This is a genomic window from Hymenobacter sp. BRD128 (genome assembly GCF_013256625.1).
GTDB lineage: Bacteria > Bacteroidota > Bacteroidia > Cytophagales > Hymenobacteraceae > Hymenobacter.
Genome location: NZ_CP053908.1, coordinates 3,058,448 through 3,072,009 on the forward strand (window position 1 = coordinate 3,058,448; position 13,562 = coordinate 3,072,009).

Sequence of the window (13,562 nt, forward strand, 5' to 3'; positions counted from 1 at the left end):
TTTATCTTTATAATGACGACCCTTCCCAACATTCTGGTGCTATGCACCGGCAACTCGTGCCGCAGCCAGCTGCTGCACGGCTACCTGGAGCAATTGCTAGGCGGGCGCGCGGCCGTGTACTCGGCCGGCGTCGAAACCCACGGCCTCAACCCGCGCGCCGTGCGGGTGATGGCCGAGGACGGCATTAACATCTCGCACCACACCAGCAACCACGTGGATGAGTACGCGGCCATACCATTCACTTATGTGCTCACCGTGTGCGACCACGCCAAGGAGGTGTGCCCGGTTTTTCCGTCTTCAGCCAAGCGGCTGCACCATAATTTTCCCGACCCGGCCAAGGCTACGGGCAGCGAGGAAGCAGTAATGCAGCAGTTTCGGGCCGTGCGCGACCAGGTGAAAGCCTACGCGCAAGACTTCACCCGGCAGTACTTTCCGGGCTAACTGCGGCCGCGACGCACCGGAAAAAACAACAGCTGCACAATCAACAGCGCGGTGCTCGTGAACACGATGCTCACCCCTACCCGAGCCAGCGTGAGCAGCGGGTGCTGAAACGAGCCTAGCTCCAGGAAAAAATAGGCGGCGTGGTGCAGGCTTACCAGCAGCAGCAGGTACACCATAAACCACTGCCAGCCCATCTGGTGTACGTTCACGGTATCCTGGGCGTCGTAGCCATCGCGCGGGGTAAGCAGGCGCAGCACCCAGGGGCGCAGGTAGGCCAGCAGCACGGCCGCCGCCGCGTGCAGCCCGCCGGTGTCGTAGCTGATATCCATGGCTAGCCCCATGCCGAAGCCCAGCAGCAGCTGCAGCGAAATGGGCGTAGCCAGCGGCAAAAACAGCACGAAGCCCAGATATAGAAAACACCAGCCCAGCCCAAACAGCGAGAGCTGCCCCACCAGCAGCACCTGCACCGCCGCGTACAGCCCAAAACGCAGCAACTGCCGCACGAGTACCCCTAGCACACTCATCGATTGGGGCGCGTGGGCTGTTTGGCGGGGGCCTTCACCGGGGCCGGCTCGGGCGCCGTGAGGGCCGTTTCGAGCGAGTCGCGCTCGGTGCGGGGGCGGTTGTGCACCACGTATACGTAGGTGAGGCGGCTGAAATCGACCCCTAGCCGCAGCCGCACGGTCCAGAAATTCTTGTCCGGCTCCTTCACAAACGACTCGACGGTGCCCACAAATACGCCCTCCGGATACACGGCGTTGTAGCCCGACGTCACCACCGTGTCGCCGCGCACCAGGCGGTTCTGGCGCGGAATGTAGTCGAGCAGCGCGTGGCTGTAGTCGTCGCCGGGCCATTTCACGCTGCCAAAGGTACCGTCGCGCTTTATTTTGGCCGCCACCGCCATCTTCGAGTGCAGCAGCGAGAACACCGTGGCGTAGTGCGCGCTGGCCGATTTTACCTGGCCTACCACGCCGGCCGCGCTCACCACCCCTAGCCCCGGCTGCACGCCATCGGCGGTGCCCACGTTCAGGGTCAAGTAGTTATCCACGGCGCGCAGCGAGTTATTAAGCACCCGCGCTGCCACCAGCGGGTATTCCACGTCGCGGGTAGCCAGCTTGGCGCCGCCCAGCAGCAGCGTGTCGGGGCGGGCCAGCGCACTCGGTTTTTTGAGCTTGGTATTCTGCACCAATCCGGGCACCGTGGTAGTGGCCGCCAGCGCCTGGCCAGGGTCGGGCCGCAGGTGGCGGTAGATGATATTGCCCAGCGTGTCGCGGCCCACGGGCAGCGAGTCGGCCTCGCGGCGCGTGAAGTCGGGTGGATAGAGCTGCTGGCGCAGCCGGGCATTGTCGGCCAGCAGCTGCCGGTTCAGCTCATCGAGCCGAAAGTAGTCGGTTATCTGGGTGCGGCGGGCCAGCACGGCGCCCGCGTAGGCATTGGCCGAGTTGAAAAACGCCGCCCGCTGGTACGAGCTATTGGTAACAAACAGAAATAAGCTCACCACTTCCAGCAGCACAAAGAGCATCACCCCCTGGAAGCGCAGCAGAAACGCGATGAGATTACGCATGAGTTAACTGACAGTGAGCAGCAAGCAGTGAGCAGTGAACAAGTAGCGAACTCCTTCTTCAACTGCCCACTGCTTGCTGCTCATTACTCATTAAGTCAGAAGAACGCCCCGGAAGCCCTGAATGTCCTTGATGGCTTTGCCGGTGCCGCGCACCACGGCGCGCAGCGGGTCTTCGGCAATGTGGATGGGCAGCTTGGTTTTGGCGGCCAGGCGCTTGTCGAGGCCGCGCAGCAGCGCGCCGCCGCCCGTGAGGTGAATGCCGTTCTCGTAAATGTCGGCCGACAGCTCGGGCGGGCTGATTTCCAGCGCCTTCAGCACGGCTTCCTCGATTTTAGCCACTGATTTGTCAAGGGCGATGGCGATTTCCGACGAGGTTACTTTTATCACTTTCGGAATGCCCGTCATCAGGTCGCGGCCGCGCACCTCGTAGTCGGGCGGCGAATTGTCGAGCTCGGTGAGGGCCGCGCCTACTTCAATCTTGATGCGCTCGGCCGAGCGCTCGCCAATGAGCAGGTTGTGCTGCCGGCGCATGTAGTCGAGAATATCCTGGTTGAACACGTCGCCGGCCGTCTTAATTGACTGGTCGCACACGATGCCCGAAAGCGCGATAACCGCAATTTCGGTGGTGCCACCCCCGATGTCGATAATCATCGAGCCCACGGGCTGCTCCACATCAATACCGATGCCAATGGCGGCGGCCATCGGCTCCTGAATCATCCACACTTCCTTAGCGCCGGCGTGCTCGGCCGAGTCGCGCACGGCGCGCTTCTCCACTTCCGTGATGCCGCTCGGAATGCAGATAACCATGCGGTGCGAGGGCTGAAACAGTCGGTTGCGGGTATCGATGAGCCGGATGAGGCCCTTTATCATTTCCTCGGCGGCGTGGAAGTCGGCAATTACCCCGTCTTTCAGCGGCCGGATGGTCTTGATATTGTCGTGCGTCTTTTCGTGCATCTGCTGGGCCTTGCTGCCGACAGCGATGACTTTATTGGTGGTGCGGTCCTTGGCAATGATGCTCGGCTCGTCCACCACAATCTTGTCATTGTGAATGATTAGCGTATTGGCAGTGCCCAGGTCAATGGCAATGTCGCTGGTCAGGAAATTGAAGAACCCCATTTAGATAGCTTAGCCAGGAATAGGAAGCGGTAGCAAGAAACAAAGGTACAATAGAACGAAGCCGGAATAAGTACAGTATCCGGCTTCGCCCTACCCTAGCCACTTGCTTAGTGCTTGAAGTGGCGCACCCCGGTCAGCACCATGGCCATTCCGAGTTGGTCACAGGCATTAATTGAATCCTGGTCCTTGATGGAGCCGCCGGGCTGCACCACGGCCCGGATGCCGGCCGCACCGGCAATCTCGACGCAGTCGGGGAAGGGGAAGAAGGCGTCGGAGGCCATCACGGCGCCGTGCAGGTCGAAGCCGAAGCTGGCAGCTTTCTCGATGGCCTGGCGCAGGGCATCGACGCGCGAGGTCTGGCCCACGCCCGAGGCGAGCAGCTGGCCGGGGCGGGCCAGCACGATGGTATTGCTCTTGGTGTGCTTGCAGATTTTGAGCGCAAACTCCAGGGCGGCCGTTTCCTCCGGGCTAGGGACCGACTTGGTGACGGTGCGGAAATCCCGGGCGGTTTCGGTTTGCAGGTCAGCATCCTGCTCAATTACGCCATTGAGCAGGGTTTTGAACAGCTTGGTGGGCAGCGCTACCGGCTTTTGACGCAGCAGAATACGGTTTTTCTTGCTTTGCAGCACCGGCAGGGCGTCGGCTGCGAAGCTGGGCGCGATGAGCACCTCAAAAAACAGCTTATTTAGCTCCTGCGCCGTGGCCAGGTCCACTTCCTTGTTCACGATAATGACGCCGCCGAAGGCCGACACCGGGTCGCAGGCCAGGGCATTGGCGTAGGCCTCGTGGAGGCTAGCCGCCTGGGCCACGCCGCAGGCATTGGTGTGCTTGAGGATGGCCACGGCGGGCGCGCCGTCGGCCGGAAACTCGCGCATGAGCTGCACGGCGGCGTCCACGTCCACGAGGTTGTTGTAGCTCAGCTGCTTGCCGTGCAGCTGGTCAAACAGCGCACCCAGGTCGCCGATGAACGAGCCGGCCTGGTGCGGGTTTTCGCCGTAGCGCAGCGGAGTAGCGGGGCCTTGCGGGCTAGCCGCCTGGCGGCTGTTTTCCAGGCTAGTGCCCTGGCTCACGTACTTGAAAATCTCGGTATCGTAGTGGCTGGTGGTTGCGAAGGCGGCGGCGGCGTAGTGGCGGCGGTCGTCGAGGCTGGGGCTGCCGTTAGTGTCGTAGAGCAGCTGGGTCACGGCCTCGTACTGGTCGCGCGAGCTGATTACCAGCACGTCGCGGTAGTTTTTGGCCGCCGCGCGCAGTAGCGCGATGCCACCGATGTCAATTTTCTCAATCACGTCCTGCTCGGGCGCGCCGCTGGCCACGGTTTCCTCAAACGGGTACAAATCAACCACCACCAGGTCAATGGGCGGAATGCCGTGCTGCGCGGCCTGGGCCAGGTCGCCTTCCTCGTGGCGGCGGTGCAGAATACCACCGAATACCTTGGGGTGCAGCGTTTTGACCCGGCCGCCGAATACTTCCGGGAAGCCCGTGAGGTCTTCCACGGCGGTTACTGCGGCGCCTTGCTCTTCGAGAAACTGCTGGGTGCCGCCCGTGGAGTAGAGTTGCACGCCCAAGCGGCGCAAAGTGGCAACCAGCGGGGCTAGCCGGTCTTTATGGTACACGGATAGCAGGGCGGCGCGAATGGGGCGAGCGGCGGACATCGGCAGGGAAAGTTTAGGGGGTAAAATGCTGTGCGGAGTGCAAAAGCTGCCTCGCCCCTACCCGGCCAACCGCGGTAAGGGCTTGGCGCTGCAAAGGTAGCCCCATTGCCGGGGGCGGCGGCTTTTTTCAAAAACATAACTTGCCCCCCAAATGCGGCCGGCAACTTGCCGGCCCCGTTTGGAGTTATGCTAGCTTAACCGTTTGCTCACGCTTGCGCCCGTTTTAATGACCGAATTCACGCCCGCCGACCAGCCCATCCATTCCATTCCCGAAGCACCTGGCCTCGTGGTGCCCACTCCGGCCGGGGTGGTGACTGCGGCGGCCCAGCTGGCCCCCCGCCTGCTGGCCCAGGCCGCCGCCACCGACACCGTAGGCGGCTTTCCGACCCAGGAAATGAGCTGGCTGCGCGAGGCGGGCCTGCTCTCAGCCGCCCTGCCCACCAGCCTGGGCGGCGCGGGACTGGGCGAGCCGGGTGCCGCGCTGGCCCTCTTGCAGGCGCTCTACCACATCGGGCGGGGCAACCTGGCGGTGGGCCGTCTCTGGGAAGGCCACGTGAATGCGCTGCTGCTCATTCGCTGCTTCGGTAGTCCGGCGCAGGTGGCCCGCGCCGCCGCCGATGCCCGCGCCGGCCACCTGTTTGGCGTCTGGAATACCGAAAACCCGGCCGATGGCGTGCGCCTGGAGCCGGCGCCCGGCGCGCTAGGCCGCTACCGCCTGCGCGGGGCCAAAACGTTTGCCTCGGGCGCGGGGCACATTACGCGGCCGGTGCTCACCGGGGCGCTGCCGGCGCCGGCAGCGCCCGTGGTGCGCCTCGACCAGGGGCCTATTCGGCCCGCCGTGCCTGGCCCGCCCGCGCCGCCCAGTGGCTGGCAGTTGGTGCTGCTGCGCGCCGATGAGCAGTCGCCGGTGCTGGACCGCAGCTTTTGGCGGCCGCTCGGCATGCGCGCCACGGCTAGCTTCCGGGCCGATTTTACGGGCCAGGAAGTCGGGGCCGATGACCTCATTGGCAAGCCTAATGACTACTACCGGGCACCGTGGTTTGGGGGCGGGGCGGCACGCTTCGCGGCCGTGCAGCTCGGCGGAGCCGCCGCCGTACTCGACGAAACGCGCCGCTTTTTGCGCCGCCTCGGCCGCACCGACGACCCCTACCAGCGCCAGCGCCTGGGCGAAATGCTGACCCTGCACGAAACCGGCCAGCGCTGGCTGCGCGGCGCCGCCGAAGTAGCGGCCCTGCCCGCCACGCCCACCGAGCCGCTGCCCGCGGCCCGCGCCGAGGCGCTGGCGGCGGCTTATGTAAACGCCCTGCGCACCACTACCGAAGACCTTTGCCTGCAAACCCTGCGCCTGGCTGAGCGTAGCGTAGGAGCGCGCGGACTGCTCCAGCCCGAGCCCTTCGAGCGCCTGCACCGCGACCTCACGCACTACCTGCGCCAGCCTGCGCCCGATGCCGCGCTGGCCGACGTGGGCCGTTTTGCCTTGGCCTCCGACAAGCCCGCTTACCAGCTTTTTCAGGGCTAGCCCGCTTTTTATCGCTTATTTTTTTGCATGTCTGCCCTTCCTTTTGATGCTTACCCGGTGCGGCCGGCCAGCTACGCTGCCTCGCTGGGCCGCACGGTTATCGTCATTCCGCACCCCGATGATGAGGCCCTGGGCTGCGGCGGGCTGCTGGCCCTGCTGCGGCAGGCCGGCCAGCCGGTGGCGGCCGTGCAGGTCAGCGACGGCACGATGTCGCACCCGCACTCAGTCGATTTTTCGCCCGTTGCCCGGCGCGAGCTGCGCTACGCCGAGCTGCGCCACGCGCTGGCCGTGCTGAACGTAGATGCGTATGACGTGCTGTACCTCGGCTTGCCCGATGGCCAGGTGCCCAGCGATGGGCCGGCCTTCGACGAGGCCGCTGCCCGGCTGGCCGGCTTTATTATTGAGCAGCAGGCCGATACCGTACTCACACCCTGGCGGCGCGACCCCCACCCCGACCACCGTGCCACCAGCCGGCTCACGGCCGCCGCGCTGGCTAGCCTGCCCCAGCCCCCGCGTCGCCTTGAGTACGTGGTGTGGGCCTGGGAGCGCGCCGCCCCCGACGACTTGCCCCAAGCGCACGAAGGCACGGGTTTCCGGCTCGACGTTGGGCCGGTGCTGGCCCAAAAGCAGCGGGCCATTGCGGCGCACCGCTCGCAGCTGGCGCCGGGCATCATCACCGACGACCCGAGCGGCTTCTTGCTTTCTGAGCACATGCTGGCGCATTTTGCGCAGCCAACGGAAGTCTTTATCGAAGCCCCACCCACGCCTGCCCCATGAATACTAACCAGCCCAATACCCTCGCGCCCGGTTATTTTGATGATGTGTACCGGGCCAATGAAGACCCCTGGGCCTTCACCAGCAGCCCCTATGAGCGGCAGAAATACGCCGATACCCTAGCCGCGCTGCCCAAGCCGCGCTACGAGCGGGCCTTCGAAATCGGCAGCTCTATCGGGGTGCTCACGGCGCAGCTGGCGCTGCGCTGCGGCCAGCTGCTGAGCGTGGATGTGAGCGAGGCGGCCCTGACCCAGGCCCGCCAGCGCTGCGCCAAGCTGCCGCAGGTAGAGCTGCGCAAGATGCAGGTACCCGCCGAGTTTCCCGATGGGCAATTTGACCTGATTCTTCTTTCCGAAGTGGGCTACTACTGGGCGCCCGCCGACCTGGCCCGCGCCGCCGACCTCATGGTGGCCGCGCTGCCCACGGGCGCCCAGCTGCTGCTGGTGCACTGGACGCCCGTGGTGCCCGACTACCCGCAGACCGGCGACGAGGTGCACGAGTTTTTTCTGCAAAAAGCTACGCCCGCAGGTCCGCTAGCCCACCTGCACGGTCATCGCGCCGAGAAATACCGCCTCGACTTACTTGCGAAGCGCTAGCGGCTAGCTGCCCTCCACACCTTCGCGCAGGTACGTGCGCAGGTCGCGCAGGGCGCCGGTGAGGGGCACGGGCAGCACGGCGCCGCGCGTGGCTTCGACCCATTGCCAGAATCGGCCGAAGGTAGTGGCCTGCCGGGCTTGTTTGAGCAAATCATTCATGGGTACTTCCACGGCGCGGGCTAGCCGGGCCAGCTCGGGGCCGGCAGTTTTGGCGCCGGCCTGCCACCAGGCGCGCAGGCGGCGGCGCGCGCGCCACACCCGTACTAGCTCGTGGGGCAGGGCACCAGGGGCTCGCGCTGCTGGGTAGTCAGGCTTTCCCACTCGCGCAGCTGCCACGACAGGCCTACCTCTACCCGCCCACAGCGGCGAGCTGAGGTATACACCTGCACGTGCGGGCTATGGCGCACCGGCAAGTCGTACTGCAGCAATAGCTGCCACAGCTGTTCATCTTCCAGATACGGTACTGCCGGCAGGCCGCCCACCTGCCGGTAGGCCCGCACTGTGAGGGCCAGGCTAGCCCCGTAGTGCTGGTGGTGGCAGGGCCAACGGTCGGCGGTGCGGGGGTCAATTTTGTCTTCGAGCTGGCGCAGCAGCACGCGGTAGGCGGCATCGCGCAGCTGCACGCGCCGCACCGGGCAGGGCTCTACCGCCACGGGCGTTTGGGTCAGAATGCGGCCACCCACGGCTTCAGCGCCATTTTCAATTTCGTGCAGCGTGGCGGCCAGCCAGGTCGAAGCCACCAGCGTATCGGCGTCGGTGCTGAGCAGCACGCCGGTGGGCCCAATGGTGCTTTCGAGGCGCCGGGCGGCCTCGTCGAGCAGCAGGCGGCGGGCGCGGCCCACGTGGGCCTGGGAGCGCGGCAGCTGCACCTCGGCCACGTGCACGGCCAGGCTAGGGTGGCGCCGGGCAGCCTGGCGCACGGCGGCGGCTGTACGGTCGAGGCAGTTATTGGCCAGCACGATTACTTCAATCATGCCCGCGGGCAGTGCCTGGCCACCAAGGGTAGTCTGGGCGGCGAGCGCAGCGAGCGTGGCGGGCAGCGTCGAAGCTTCGTCCTTGGCCGGAATGATGACGCAGGCTTGCAGCGCGGCCGAAGGCGGTGGCAGCTGGCGGCGCAAGGCGCGCTCAGCCTGCTGTAGCAGTTGCTCTTCGGTAGGCGGCTGTAAAAGAAGGGCCGGTGGGGCGGTAGCCGTGGCCTCACGCGTGGCGTGGAAGCGAACCGGCTGGGCTAGTTGGTCCATAAGGAAACCTATGTACGCCCCGGCCCCGCGAAGGATAGGAAATGCGGCCCAAAATTTTCATTCTCTTTCAATAATTCATCGTAAAAACATTTTTCAAAACAGGTAATTTATTTTATTACAGTATTTTACAAATCAATAAGTTTAGCTAATTCATTTAGTTAAAAAAGGTAGCCAGCCTTCCATTTAGGAAGGCTGGCCACCTTTTTTAACTACGTACTAGCGCAGTTTCCAAGCCGGTAGCTCGCCCTGTCCACCAACTTAGAAACCGCGCCACTAGCCTAAAACGCCTCCCCAATGGCGAAATAGAAGCCGGGGTCGGTGCCAAACGCGTAGTCGAAGCGCAGGTTCACGCGGTCGCGGCGAATAAAATTGAAGCGCGCCCCGAAGCCCCCGGCCGCGTGAATACCATTAAACGTGTAATCACTCAGGTTGTAGCCCACCTGGCCGGCGCCCACGAAAGCGGCCCCGTCGATGCGCCAAAATAAGTGCTGGCGCAGCTCGGCCTGGGCCGATACCAGCTGCCGGTCGCGGAAGCGCTGCTCGTAGATGCCGCGCATAACGTTTGCATTGTCGTAGAGCGTACCGCCCAGGTTAGCCCCAATGCCGGCCAACCCGTACCACGGCACATCGCCCGAGTGAAACTGCCCCAGAAATTGCAGCGCCAGCACCGTCTTGCTGTTGAAGATGGTTTGAAAGTGACGCGCATCAATCTGATAGCGCACAAAATTATAGTCAGAGCCCACAAAGCCGCCGTTGAACAGTACCTGCAAGTCGAGCAGGTTGCCCTTGGTAGCGGCCAGGGCCACGTCGCGGCTGTCGAGGGTATACACCGGCCCAATACCCGAGAGGCTGAAATTGCCCCGCTGGCGCTGGTCAACGCGCGGGTCTTGCAGAAAGTAGTTGGTTTGGCTCTGAATGGCGTCGCCGTTGTCGTCTACCCGGCCCTGCTCGGGGTTGAGGTTATACACGCGCGACAAGCGGTACTGCAAGCCCAAAAACTGGTTGCGGGCAATGCTTTTCTGGAAGCGCTGGTTGATAATAAACAGCTGAAAATCGAGAAACGAGCGGTTGCTGGTTTGCACCTGCGGCGCGTTGTTGCCGGTGCCAAAATAGTAGAGCCGGTTTTTGTAGGCGCTAATTTCCCCGTTCAGGTAATATTTCTCGCCCGGCGAATAGATGGTGTGCACAAACTGGAGCAGCGACTGGCTTTTCTGGGTGGTCCAGAACTGCACGCGGGCGTTGGAGGCGCGGGTGAGGGTATCATCGCCTAGCCGGCCGCTGAGCAGGCCGCCGAGGCCGTAGCCGGCCCCGGTTTCCTGCTGATAAAACAGCACCGGTACCGGCAGGATGGTAATTCGTTTAGGAGGTTTGGTAGCTTTAGTCTCACCCGACGGCAAGCCCTGGCCGAAGCCGATAGTAGCACAACCCAATAACCCTAACAGGAGCGGAAAAAAGCGCATATAGTAAAAAAGAGGAAGCGTGTTGGGAACCTCAACGGATTTTACCCCCTAGCGGTTGGCCCGGCCGCCGCTGCCGGCTTCACCTTCCCTCCAGAATGCCCGCCGCTTTTGGTAAGCACTCGTTTTTGCTACCCGTAACTAGCTACCTCGCGCGCCGGCCGGGCAAGCGCTTATTTTCAAACTGCTCACACCAGCAGCATACTCAGAATGCCGGCCAGCATGATGCCCTTGCACCAGGCGCTGAGCTGCCGGAAGTGGCGGCGGCGGTCGGCGCGGGCTAGCTGCCGGGCCAGCTCCAGCAGGGGCAGCAGCACCAGGGCCAGCAGCCAGGCGGTCAGCGGCCAGCGGCCCCAGGCCAGCAGCTGCCAAGCGGCGCCCAGCACCAGCACCAGCAGGCAGGCCAGAAAAAAACCGGCTACCCACTTGCTGCGCGCCACGCCCCACACCAGCGGCAGGGTGCGGCAGCCGTGCTGGGCATCGCCGCGCATATCCTCGATGTCTTTGATAATCTCGCGCACTACCGTGAGCAGAAAAGCCGCCAGCGCGTAGAGCCACACCGCTTCGCGGCCGGTCAGCAGCTGCAATTCGGGCAGCAGCACCAGCGCCGCCGTGAGCGTGCCGATGCTGACGTTGCCCACCAGCGCCACCCGCTTGAAGCGCGCCGAGTAGCCCCAGAGCAGGGCGGCCGCCCCCATCGTGACGAAGCCCAGGCGGCACGAGAGGGCCATAGCCAGCAGCACCCCCAGCCCGCTCAGCAGCACGTGGGCCAGCATGGCGTGGCGCCGCCGCAGCAGCCGCCCCACCACCAGCCGGTCGGGCCGGTTGATGGCGTCAATCTTAACGTCGTAGTAGTCGTTGATGATATAGCCGGCCGCTGCCACCAGCAGCGCACCCAGCACCAGCAGCCCAAACTGCGGCGCCAGCACCACCCCCAGCGGCTGGCCGGGCAGCAGCATGGCCCGCACCAGCACCATGCTTAGCAGCATAATGGCGAGGTTGGGCCAGCGCACCAGGCCGGGCACGGCGCTGGCCAGGCGGCCACCCTGGCCGGGCAGCAGCTCGTCGGCCCCACCCGGCGGGGGTGGCTCCGGAGCGGGCACGGGCAGCGGGGCAGTGGGCATGGCAGCGACAGTAAGTAGCACCGCAAGGTACGGCCGGGGCTGCCCGCCCCCACGCAAAGCGCCCCCGCCGGCCAAGCCAGCGGGGGCGCTTTCAGGTCACCAAATTCTTCTAGTTAGTGAGGCCCTGGGCCTCACACGCGGCGCACGTTCACGGCATTCACGCCCTTGCGGCCTTCCTGGGTTTCAAACTCCACGCGGTCGTTTTGCTGAATCTGGCCGCCGTTGAGGCCGGTAATATGCACGAAGAAGTCTTCCTTCGTGGCATCGTCGGTGATAAAGCCAAAGCCTTTGGCTTCGTTAAAAAATTTTACGGTCCCGGTTTTCATGTAATCGGCAAAAAGGAGAAATGGGCCGGGCCGCTGCTCCTGAGTGGGGCTAGCCGGGCCGGCGTTGTCATACGCAGGGCCGGCGGCGGGGTTTAAGCGGGGCTATTGGTGGTCGCGCCACTCGTATACCCACTTGGCCTGAATCTGCTCGAGGTGGCCTTCGTTGGCCTGCTCACGGGTACCTGCAAAGTTGGGCAGGCTCAGCACCCACTCCAGCAGCTCGGTAAAGCGAATGCGGTAGATTTTAGCTTCCGTAAAGTCATCACCAAACTTCTCGTAGAGGGCGATGGCCACGTCTTCGTGGTCGGCCCATTGGATGGGCGGCTCGTAGTGGTTCACTTGCGTTGAATTATGAATTAAAAAACTAGTGGCCCAGGAAGTGCTGGGGCGGAATGGTAACCACGACTTCGAGGCGCTCGTTGGGCAGCACGCACTGGCAGGCCAGGCGCGAAGTGAGACGGGGGTTGATGGCGCGGTCGATAAAGTCTTCCTCCTTATCCGAAATCTCGGGTAGCTGGTCGCCGCCCTGGTCGATGTACACGTGGCAGGTGCTGCACCCGCACACGCCGCCGCAGTTGTGCTGGAGCTGAATGCCGTTGTTGAGGGCCACGTCGAGTACCGACTCGCCGCTGGCGGCCACGTGGGTTTGGGCGGGCTGGCCGTCCTGAAACTGAAAAATTATCGTCGAGGGAGTCAAAATACGGTTGCCGCTGGGGCCTGATGCAAAGCACAAAGTTAAGGCACCCCCTTGGGGAATGCGTAACAGGCATCGGAGAATGCGCAATGAGTAACAACGCAGGCCTTTCTTTGATTGGCAGTGCCTATTCGCCGCTCGCCGCCTGAATGCTGGCCGTGAGCTGGGTGTAGAGCGCCTGCCAGGCCGGATGGGCCGCCAAAGCGGCCTCGTGGGCGGCCAGGGTGGGCGCATCGCGGCGCACGGCGGGGCCGGTTTGCACCGCGTAGGGCGAGGGCTGGGCGGCCAGGGCCTTGTCTATGGTTTCGCGCACCAGCGGGTGCAGCAGCTCGAAAGGCAGGTCGGCTTCGGCCAGCAGCGCGTGGGCCACACCCAAGAGGTGATTGGTGAAGTTGCTGGCCCACACGGCGCCCAGGTGCAGGCGCAGCCGCTGGGCCGAATCGAGCAGCGCCACCCGCTGGCTAAGGCTGCGGGCCAGGGCTAGCAGCGTAGCCTCGGCGGCGGCGGCGGTGGCTTCTACAAACAGCGGCACCGTGGGCCAGTCGATGCGGCGGCCGGGGCTGAAGGTCTGGAGTGGATAAAGCACGCCGCCGCCCACCAGTGGCCGGGCGGCAAACACGGCTAGCGGCAGGGCACCGGCCACGTGCACCAGCAGGGCACCGGCTGGCCAGTGGCCAGCCGCCAGCAGCGCGGGCACGGCCGCATCGGGCACGGCCAGCAGGTATACATCGGCCGGGGGCGGGCTAGCCAGGGCCGCTTCCTGAGCCAGGGCCGGGCAGCCGGGCAGGCTAGCGGCCAGTACCTGCGCCGGGCCCGGGGTGCGGCTGGCTACGAAGGCCACGCGGTGGCCGGCCGCCACCAGTGCCGGCGCCAGGGCCGAGGCCACGCGCCCCGCGCCAAACAGCCCCACGCGCAACGTACTAGTAGTAAAAGGTGACATGCAGCGCCAAAGGTCGGGCCGAAAGGCGCATGCCTACCCACCCGCTGCAACCGGATTAGGGGCCTTACGTGTAAAAAATTTGGCTTAGCCCGCCGCAAATTCAGCAAAAAAGTGGCAT

Annotated in this window: 16 protein-coding genes; 4 read left to right on the forward strand and 12 right to left on the reverse strand. The window is 64.4% G+C overall.

Annotated elements, in window-relative coordinates; all coding sequences use genetic code 11:
• The first annotated feature begins 12 nt into the window (after positions 1-12).
• Positions 13-441, forward strand: coding sequence for an arsenate reductase ArsC (locus GKZ68_RS13525; RefSeq protein WP_173115659.1), 429 nt, complete (start codon positions 13-15; stop codon positions 439-441).
• On the opposite strand, the gene GKZ68_RS13530 is transcribed toward GKZ68_RS13525, so the two are convergent.
• From GKZ68_RS13530 to purH, 4 genes are all read right to left on the reverse strand, one after another.
• Positions 438-965 carry a hypothetical protein gene (locus GKZ68_RS13530; RefSeq protein ID WP_254244002.1) on the reverse strand — a complete coding sequence of 176 codons (528 nt, stop codon included), beginning with the start codon at positions 963-965 and terminating at the stop codon, positions 438-440. The genes GKZ68_RS13525 and GKZ68_RS13530 overlap by 4 nt on opposite strands.
• Complete coding sequence (mreC, locus tag GKZ68_RS13535) at positions 962-2,005, reverse strand: rod shape-determining protein MreC (RefSeq protein WP_173115661.1); 1,044 nt, start codon at positions 2,003-2,005, stop codon at positions 962-964. Before mreC ends, GKZ68_RS13530 begins: the two co-directional genes overlap by 4 nt.
• Before the next feature lie 90 nt (positions 2,006-2,095).
• Positions 2,096-3,121, reverse strand: a complete 1,026-nt coding sequence (locus GKZ68_RS13540) for a rod shape-determining protein (protein ID WP_173115663.1) — start codon at positions 3,119-3,121, stop codon at positions 2,096-2,098.
• A gap of 107 nt (positions 3,122-3,228) precedes the next feature.
• Complete coding sequence (purH, locus tag GKZ68_RS13545) at positions 3,229-4,773, reverse strand: bifunctional phosphoribosylaminoimidazolecarboxamide formyltransferase/IMP cyclohydrolase (RefSeq protein ID WP_173115665.1); 1,545 nt, start codon at positions 4,771-4,773, stop codon at positions 3,229-3,231.
• A gap of 226 nt (positions 4,774-4,999) precedes the next feature.
• Here purH and GKZ68_RS13550 point away from each other — a divergent pair, with 226 nt between their 5' ends.
• From GKZ68_RS13550 to GKZ68_RS13560, 3 genes are read left to right on the forward strand one after another with little or no spacing between them, the layout of a single operon-like run.
• Positions 5,000-6,292, forward strand: coding sequence for an acyl-CoA dehydrogenase family protein (locus tag GKZ68_RS13550; RefSeq protein WP_173115667.1), 1,293 nt, complete (start codon positions 5,000-5,002; stop codon positions 6,290-6,292).
• A gap of 27 nt (positions 6,293-6,319) precedes the next feature.
• The gene (locus GKZ68_RS13555; RefSeq protein WP_173115669.1) at positions 6,320-7,069 is read left to right on the forward strand and encodes a PIG-L deacetylase family protein; all 750 of its coding nucleotides are present in this window, start codon (positions 6,320-6,322) and stop codon (positions 7,067-7,069) included.
• A complete protein-coding gene (locus GKZ68_RS13560) occupies positions 7,066-7,662 on the forward strand; it encodes a class I SAM-dependent methyltransferase (RefSeq protein ID WP_173115671.1) in 597 nt (198 codons plus the stop codon). The genes GKZ68_RS13555 and GKZ68_RS13560 overlap by 4 nt, the downstream gene beginning before the upstream one ends.
• Before the next feature lie 3 nt (positions 7,663-7,665).
• Here the strand turns inward: GKZ68_RS13560 and GKZ68_RS13565 are convergent, their stop codons facing one another.
• The 8 genes from GKZ68_RS13565 to GKZ68_RS13600 all read right to left on the reverse strand — a co-directional run bounded on the left by GKZ68_RS13565 (position 7,666) and on the right by GKZ68_RS13600 (position 13,444).
• Entirely contained in the window at positions 7,666-7,920 is a 255-nt protein-coding gene (locus tag GKZ68_RS13565) for a hypothetical protein (protein ID WP_173115673.1), read from the reverse strand.
• Positions 7,921-7,925: 5 nt separating this feature from the next.
• Positions 7,926-8,903, reverse strand: a complete 978-nt coding sequence (locus GKZ68_RS13570; RefSeq protein WP_173115675.1) for a glycosyltransferase — start codon at positions 8,901-8,903, stop codon at positions 7,926-7,928.
• A gap of 278 nt (positions 8,904-9,181) precedes the next feature.
• Positions 9,182-10,363, reverse strand: a complete 1,182-nt coding sequence (locus tag GKZ68_RS13575; RefSeq protein ID WP_173115677.1) for a BamA/TamA family outer membrane protein — start codon at positions 10,361-10,363, stop codon at positions 9,182-9,184.
• A 185-nt stretch (positions 10,364-10,548) separates the two neighbouring features.
• Positions 10,549-11,484 (reverse strand): geranylgeranylglycerol-phosphate geranylgeranyltransferase, encoded by a 936-nt coding sequence (locus GKZ68_RS13580; protein ID WP_173115679.1) that lies wholly within the window; start codon positions 11,482-11,484, stop codon positions 10,549-10,551.
• A 131-nt stretch (positions 11,485-11,615) separates the two neighbouring features.
• Positions 11,616-11,810, reverse strand: coding sequence for a cold-shock protein (locus GKZ68_RS13585; protein ID WP_173115681.1), 195 nt, complete (start codon positions 11,808-11,810; stop codon positions 11,616-11,618).
• A gap of 102 nt (positions 11,811-11,912) precedes the next feature.
• On the reverse strand, positions 11,913-12,149 hold the full coding sequence (iscX, locus tag GKZ68_RS13590; RefSeq protein WP_173115683.1) for a Fe-S cluster assembly protein IscX: 237 nt from the start codon (positions 12,147-12,149) through the stop codon (positions 11,913-11,915).
• Positions 12,150-12,174: 25 nt separating this feature from the next.
• On the reverse strand, positions 12,175-12,507 hold the full coding sequence (locus tag GKZ68_RS13595) for a 2Fe-2S iron-sulfur cluster-binding protein (protein WP_173115685.1): 333 nt from the start codon (positions 12,505-12,507) through the stop codon (positions 12,175-12,177).
• A 124-nt stretch (positions 12,508-12,631) separates the two neighbouring features.
• On the reverse strand, positions 12,632-13,444 hold the full coding sequence (locus tag GKZ68_RS13600) for a Rossmann-like and DUF2520 domain-containing protein (RefSeq protein WP_173115687.1): 813 nt from the start codon (positions 13,442-13,444) through the stop codon (positions 12,632-12,634).
• Positions 13,445-13,562 lie beyond the last annotated feature (118 nt).

Bases quoted from the DNA above. Each gene is read 5' to 3' on its own strand.
- GKZ68_RS13525 (WP_173115659.1), top strand. From the start codon at position 13: ATGACGACCCTTCCCAACATTCTGGTGCTATGCACCGGCAACTCGTGC.
- GKZ68_RS13530 (WP_254244002.1), bottom strand. From the start codon at position 965: ATGAGTGTGCTAGGGGTACTCGTGCGGCAGTTGCTGCGTTTTGGGCTG.
- mreC (WP_173115661.1), bottom strand. From the start codon at position 2,005: ATGCGTAATCTCATCGCGTTTCTGCTGCGCTTCCAGGGGGTGATGCTC.
- GKZ68_RS13540 (WP_173115663.1), bottom strand. From the start codon at position 3,121: ATGGGGTTCTTCAATTTCCTGACCAGCGACATTGCCATTGACCTGGGC.
- purH (WP_173115665.1), bottom strand. From the start codon at position 4,773: ATGTCCGCCGCTCGCCCCATTCGCGCCGCCCTGCTATCCGTGTACCAT.
- GKZ68_RS13550 (WP_173115667.1), top strand. From the start codon at position 5,000: ATGACCGAATTCACGCCCGCCGACCAGCCCATCCATTCCATTCCCGAA.
- GKZ68_RS13555 (WP_173115669.1), top strand. From the start codon at position 6,320: ATGTCTGCCCTTCCTTTTGATGCTTACCCGGTGCGGCCGGCCAGCTAC.
- GKZ68_RS13560 (WP_173115671.1), top strand. From the start codon at position 7,066: ATGAATACTAACCAGCCCAATACCCTCGCGCCCGGTTATTTTGATGAT.
- GKZ68_RS13570 (WP_173115675.1), bottom strand. From the start codon at position 8,903: ATGGACCAACTAGCCCAGCCGGTTCGCTTCCACGCCACGCGTGAGGCC.
- GKZ68_RS13575 (WP_173115677.1), bottom strand. From the start codon at position 10,363: ATGCGCTTTTTTCCGCTCCTGTTAGGGTTATTGGGTTGTGCTACTATC.
- GKZ68_RS13580 (WP_173115679.1), bottom strand. From the start codon at position 11,484: ATGCCCACTGCCCCGCTGCCCGTGCCCGCTCCGGAGCCACCCCCGCCG.
- GKZ68_RS13585 (WP_173115681.1), bottom strand. From the start codon at position 11,810: ATGAAAACCGGGACCGTAAAATTTTTTAACGAAGCCAAAGGCTTTGGC.
- GKZ68_RS13600 (WP_173115687.1), bottom strand. From the start codon at position 13,444: ATGTCACCTTTTACTACTAGTACGTTGCGCGTGGGGCTGTTTGGCGCG.